Origin of the sequence: Leptolyngbya sp. FACHB-711, from assembly GCF_014695615.1 — a bacterium.
Lineage (GTDB): Bacteria > Cyanobacteriota > Cyanobacteriia > Elainellales > Elainellaceae > Leptolyngbya_A.
In genome coordinates, this window is sequence record NZ_JACJOR010000060.1 from 1 (window position 1) to 4,253 (window position 4,253).

Below are 4,253 nucleotides of genomic sequence, written 5' to 3' on the forward strand. Positions count from 1 at the left end.
CCGGCGAAAGGCAACTGGGTTGAGGGTTTGGATTTGCGGGTAGAGCATGAGTCATTTCAGTAGGGCTGATCTACTTTCAGCTCTTCTCTTCGATTCGTGCAAGAAGTCTAATCAAATGCTGCTGTGCGGCGGGCCTTGCGTCACATCTCACAGCCACATTCGCTTCAGCTATCGCAATTTCTTCCCGCCCACGACGCACTGGCAGTTTTCGAGAATTTGCCTGTGTGAGTAATATTGTGTGCCTGAATCGTGTGATTAATGCTCGCTCATCTGTCTGGCGATGAGCTGAGTAAATAACCCGGGCTGCTGCGCCAGCTCGTCAAACGTACCCTGCTGCACGACTCGACCTGCCTGGATCACATAAATGCGATCGGCGCGACGAATGGTACTGAGGCGATGGGCAATCACAATGCGCGTCACCCCCAGTTTGTCTAGGCTTTGGGTGACGATCGCCTGCGTTCGGTTATCCAGTGCGCTTGTCGCTTCATCAAATAGCAGAATTTGGGGATTCAGTGCTAGGGCGCGAGCAATCATCAGCCGTTGCCTTTGTCCCCCCGATAAATTTGAGCCACCCTCGCTGACAAAGGTATGCATTCCCATCGGCATCGCCCGCACATCGTCGGCAAAGCCTGCCATTTCTGCGGCTGTCCACGCCTCGCTCACCGCAATCAGCGCACTTGCCGAAATGTTGTCAAAAATGCTGCCCGCATTAATCCGGCTATTTTGCAGCACGACCCCCAACTGTCGCCGCACGGCTGTCACATCTAACCCTGCCAGATCTTGTCCGTCGTAGTAGATACTGCCGTCGATCGGCACGTCAAACCCTAGCAGCAGGCGAAACAAAGTAGATTTGCCGCTGCCCGACGGACCCACCAGCGCAATAAATTCTCCCGGTTCTGCCGTCAAGCTAACCTGATCGAGCGTTAGGGGACCATCCTCCCGGTAGCGAAACGTGACGCGATCGACTTGCACTCGACCTGCCAGTTTTCCCGGATCGGCTTGCTCAGGGTTAACCTCTGGTTCTGCCGCTAAGATGGGCTGCGATCGCTTCCATAGCGTCACGATTTCCAGCACGGATGTCACAGTATTGCTGAGGCTGGTTGCGCCCGTGATAAAAATCCCAAAGGCAGCACTGAAACCGAGAAAAGTTCCGGTTGAAAGGCTGGTGGCTTCACTTGTGGACGATCGCCCGATCAGCGTAACAGACATCCAGAAGAGTAGTGTTGCGGCGAGTCCGGGCATCACGGTGTTGAAAATGGCAACGCTGTCTTGCAGCAACTGAGTACTCAGTTCTAGATGAAGCTGCTGCGTATATTTGTTGCCCCAGGTAGCAAAGGCACGCGCTTCAGCTCCGGCACTCCGCAGTTTGGGAACTGCCTCAATCAGCTTCACCACCAAGCCCGAAATTTCGCCGCGTACCTCCAGCAAAGGGCGTTTCTGCCGCAGCAGCAGGGAGCTAGTCGTCGCCGTAAACCCGATCACTCCGATCGCTACTGCCCCCGCCACCAGCGCGAGCGGCACACTGTAGAACAGCATCAGCCCAAAGTTCAGCAGCGCAAAGAAGCTCGTCAGCATGGTGCGTAAAGTCGTACCCGTTAAGGCACGGCGAATCTGACTAATGCCCGACACCCGCGATTCTAGATCGCCCACTGTATATTGGCGAAAAAAGCCAGGGCTAAGCTGAAGCAATCGATCCCAAACCGCAGCCTGCATCATCACTTCGGACTGGGTTTCTAGACGCATGGTTGCCAAGGCCTGTACCCAATTCAGGCTTACGGTTCCCAAAGCAAAAAACAGCAAGCCCACCCCGATTTGAATCAGCGAAGTTCGATCGCCCGTCGGCAGTGCCATGTCGATCAATACGCCTGTTGCCAGCGGGACAAGCATTCCGGCTAGGGTGCTGGCGATTCCCATGCCTAGCAAAACCAGCAGATTTTTGAGCTGTCCTTTGAAGGCAAATCGCACCAGATCCCACGCCCGCAACACGGTGGATGGAAACGGACGATAGAAAATAAAGGCACTGGGATTGAGCTGAGCCGCGATCGCCGCATTCACTTTTGAATAGTGCCGCCCAGTCGTAGACGATTGGGGATCATAAAGCTCATAGTGATCGCCTGCGACAGGCAACAGGGCAACCGGACGCTTTTCTTGACGGGTGTAGGCGATGATCGGACCACCATCTTTTTGCCACCAGCGATCGCGCAGTAAAATTCGCCGCAGCCGCAGCCGAGACGATCGGGCAATTGCCTCTAGGGGGTCGCGCATTCGGCTTGGATCATCGGCTTCCATTGGGGGGGCGATCGGAATGCCCAGCACTTTGCCAACCGCTCCTGCTACCATCAGCAATTCATCGCCTTGAGCAGGAGACGAGTCAGACTGCGGTTTGAGCAGCGATGCCAGGGTTTTCAGCGTTTCCTGTGCCACCTGCTGATTGAGCTGCTGGCGTTTCTGAAACTGAGTCGATTGCGCTTGGGATTGCTGGAGGGTAATTTGTTCGATGCTCTTTAGGAAGTAGCAATGCAACTGCGCTAAGCCTTCTAGTAGCGGTGCTAGGGTGTCAATGCTGGCAAGGGGCTGAACCGTAAGCTGGAGCGTGCTGCTTGCCGAGATCCAGAGTCCGTTCGTCAGTGGAAATCTTCCTGTATGAGGCGTGAGCGGCACTCTGTCAAAGCCGAGCCAATGAGCAGTTCCCTGCTGACACTGTACCCACAGAACCTGCTCTTTCGATGGCTGCAAAGCCTGGCCTGCAACTAAGGAAACATACTGATCTATCTGGTCGATCGGAAATAGTTTTGCCAGGGGAAGCTTGGGTAAGCCTGGACTATTTGCTAGCTTGTAAATCCAATCTGCGATATGAAGACGAAGATCAGACAGGTTAAGGGTATCGATTGACTGTTCCGAAACTTCGGCAGGTTCAACTGCGACTGCGATAATTCCCCACATCGCTTCAGTTTCTTGTTGATGCAAGGCGAACTGCTCCAAATAAACATCTGAATCAGCCCCAAATAGTGCCGCTCCGGGTTCTACATCAAACAGGTAGTGTCGCTCACCCTCCGGCGCACCATTAACGATACGGACGGCAAATAAAGCGATCGTCCCAGATTGAACGATTCGGATCAGCGTGGGATTATCAAGCAGCAAGGGCAGATTGCCTCGAACACTTCTCGTATTGATCATCGTTCTAGCATGATTGGAGTACACGGTAATCTCAAAACGCGAATTGAGTTTTATTTCTTGATTAACTAGCTGTGTGAGCGATCGCACTTCTTAACAGGCTATTAGCTGTTGCGATTGCCTTTACTGCTCAAGTGCCTTTCAGTAAGTATTATATTAACGCTTTCGTCAAGCAACACTTCCTTATTTATATATTTATAGCAGTCTCTTCTCTGTTTAAAGAGTCTCAGAAAATTTAGTGATTTATTGAGCAACTATTATTTCATTCTCATCTATTTCTCATTTAAGCCCTGTACGCTGAAAGCAGAGTTGAATTTCAACAGAGTGAAGAATGAACTTTGCAAGCTCAATTCGCTTTTCTGTTTGATTTAACTTACGGGCTTGATGAAAGCCTGACATCTATAAAATTTTTGGAGGAATTATGTCTGTGAAAGAAACCAACGAGGAACTCAATCCGGAACAATTGGGTCAAGTGTCTGGCGGTCAAGAGCCTAGCATCAGCCGCGAAGAACCACTAGCCGATAAAGAACTCGACAGAATCTCTGGCGGTCAAGATGGCGGCAACCGTCGCCAACTGCAAGGGATCCTGTATGACGAGGATCTCAACAGAATCTCTGGTGGTCAGGATGGCGGCAATCGTCGTTCGATCGCAATCAACGGAGAGCTAGACGACGAGGATCTCAACAAGGTCTCTGGTGGTCAGGATGGCGGCAATCGTCGTTCGATCGCAATCGACGGAGAGTTTGAATAAGGAACTTGCTAGAACTCTCAATGGTTAGAGAGGCAAGCTCCGTCGCTCAATTGCAAGATCTAAATATCACACCCAGGAATGAGGATATAGCAATGCTATGTCCTTATTTTCTTGCATTTACTTTTTCGTCTCCTAAATTTTGTTTTAGTAAGTGTAGTCTGAGCTACATTCTGATTTATCCAGTTTCGCTCGCTATATTTGATGAGGTGTGTCGCCTTAGAGGATGTTTAGGAAGTAGCAGCGAATAGCAGTATTAAGAAAGCTTCCTGAAGTTTAGGCTGGAGCATATCGACATCTCAACAGCCCTCTGGGAAGCAATGACTCTAGC

2 protein-coding genes are annotated in these 4,253 nt (G+C 51.2%); one reads left to right on the forward strand and one right to left on the reverse strand.

Annotation, left to right across the window (positions count from 1 at the left end; translation table 11 throughout):
- Window positions 1–255 precede the first annotated feature (255 nt).
- On the reverse strand, window positions 256–3,177 hold the full coding sequence (locus H6F80_RS01350; protein ID WP_190789824.1) for an NHLP bacteriocin export ABC transporter permease/ATPase subunit: 2,922 nt from the start codon (window positions 3,175–3,177) through the stop codon (window positions 256–258).
- A gap of 418 nt (window positions 3,178–3,595) precedes the next feature.
- On the opposite strand from H6F80_RS01350, the gene H6F80_RS01355 reads away from it, so the two are divergent.
- A complete protein-coding gene (locus H6F80_RS01355; RefSeq protein WP_190789825.1) occupies window positions 3,596–3,925 on the forward strand; it encodes a hypothetical protein in 330 nt (109 codons plus the stop codon).
- Window positions 3,926–4,253 lie beyond the last annotated feature (328 nt).

What these genes read in the sequence shown, in the direction of transcription:
- H6F80_RS01350 (WP_190789824.1), bottom strand. Translation starts at nt 3,177, where the DNA reads ATGATCAATACGAGAAGTGTTCGAGGCAATCTGCCCTTGCTGCTTGAT.
- H6F80_RS01355 (WP_190789825.1), top strand. Translation starts at nt 3,596, where the DNA reads ATGTCTGTGAAAGAAACCAACGAGGAACTCAATCCGGAACAATTGGGT.